The sequence below is a fragment of the Neisseria sp. LACPHL-SPEC-2024-00856 genome (genome assembly GCF_047915665.1).
GTDB classification, from domain to species: domain Bacteria; phylum Pseudomonadota; class Gammaproteobacteria; order Burkholderiales; family Neisseriaceae; genus Neisseria; species Neisseria polysaccharea.
This window is the reverse complement of sequence record NZ_JBLRPR010000022.1, coordinates 1-1,508: the sequence shown is the minus strand read 5'-3', so window position 1 is coordinate 1,508 and position 1,508 is coordinate 1. Positions and strand designations below refer to the sequence as shown.

Genomic DNA, 1,508 nt, shown 5'->3' with positions numbered 1-1,508 from the left:
ATTTTGAGGTTGACGGTGTTGTTTGTCTTGTCGTCGATCGCGCTGTCTTTAATCCAACCGTTTTCATCGAAGAAATCTTCAGATCTTTTGATTTCTTCTTCGAGTACCGCAACCCTTTCTATGTCGTTTTCTTTTATATGTTCTATTTGCCTTTTTTTGCTCCGAATTTTGTTTTCTTGCTGTTTTACTTTTACTTCTAGTTCTTTTCTCTTTTTATTATTTTGGTTGTCATTTTCACCTAGTTCAGCCAATTCTTTATTTAGTTTATCCAATTCTTGATTGTATTTATCCAAATCTTGATTGAATCTATCCAAAGCTGCTTTTTTTTGGGGCAATCTTTTCTGCTTAGTATCCAGCTCTTTCTTTTTCTTTTCAATCGACTTTGTATCGGGGGTTAAGTCATATCCGTCCGCATCCACGGTTAAGGCAAACATATCTTTCCCTTTGGCAAAGCTCCTTTTCCCGATATGGGCTTCCCCTTCAAAATAAGAATCTTTGTTGGCGAGGTTTACGCTCACGCTGCCGCCGTTGTAGGCGAAAATATCGCCTTTGATTTTGACAACCTTGTCTTCCCCGCCGACAACCTCGACTTTGCTGTTTTTCCCGTCAATCGCAAACGCGCTGCCTATGCTTTTGGGCCTGCCCTGCTCATCATAAACCGGCGTTGCAACGATATCGACATTCCCACGGAAAATCGCTTCCATTTTGGAGCCTTCCGGAATCTGCTTCTTATTGCCTAGTCTGCGGCTTGAATAGAAGCCAAAACCGTTTGCTTCCGCCTCTTCCTGTCCGTTCCTATCGATTTTAATGTTTACATCGCCCTTGAACTCCATCGTGGTGATGCTTGGAGAAGCGTTGTTGAGGTTGATGCCTGAGTTACTATAGTGGTTGGCGGTAATGCCTTGTCCTATATTTTTTCCTGATTTGATGTTGATATTCAGCGTCGAGCCTTCTTCAGAAACAAAACGATATTCTCCCACTTTTTCACCATTATTAAGCAATGTAATACCTTCGACCCTGGGATTGGCATTCGGGTCCGCGTCTGCATTGATGGTATTGCGCCCTTTAAAGGTAAGCGTTGCCGGCGCCAAGCTTTCGGATTTTTGCGTATTGATTCTGTCATAAGACAAAATGCCGTAAGGCGCGTTATGGGCGGCTATGGTTACGTTTTCAAAAGTGATGTTGTTTTTACCCTCATAGCTTTGATCCGCCAACATCACGGCACCGCCCCTATGATATCCCGGTCTGTACGTTTCGTGTAATTCGTATGTATAACCGTTTGTGTTTATATTTCTTTCAATCGAGTTATTGTCAATCGTCGGCGAGGCATCGGCAGAACCGTCTGCCAATTTGCCTTTTATCGTAATATTATTCGTACCGCCGTTGGCGGCAATGATGAGGGAATTTAAGGGTTTGACTTCGGTTTCGCCATCGTAGGTGTAGTTATTCTCTTGCCCTCCTTGTGCGAGGACGAGGGTGTATTTGTCTGTCTTCTCTATCGTTCCACT

1 pseudogene is annotated in these 1,508 nt (G+C 43.4%); it reads right to left on the bottom strand.

What is annotated here, in order from left to right:
• Positions 1 to 1,508: pseudogene (locus ACNAU7_RS10310) on the bottom strand (autotransporter outer membrane beta-barrel domain-containing protein); the annotation flags it as partial.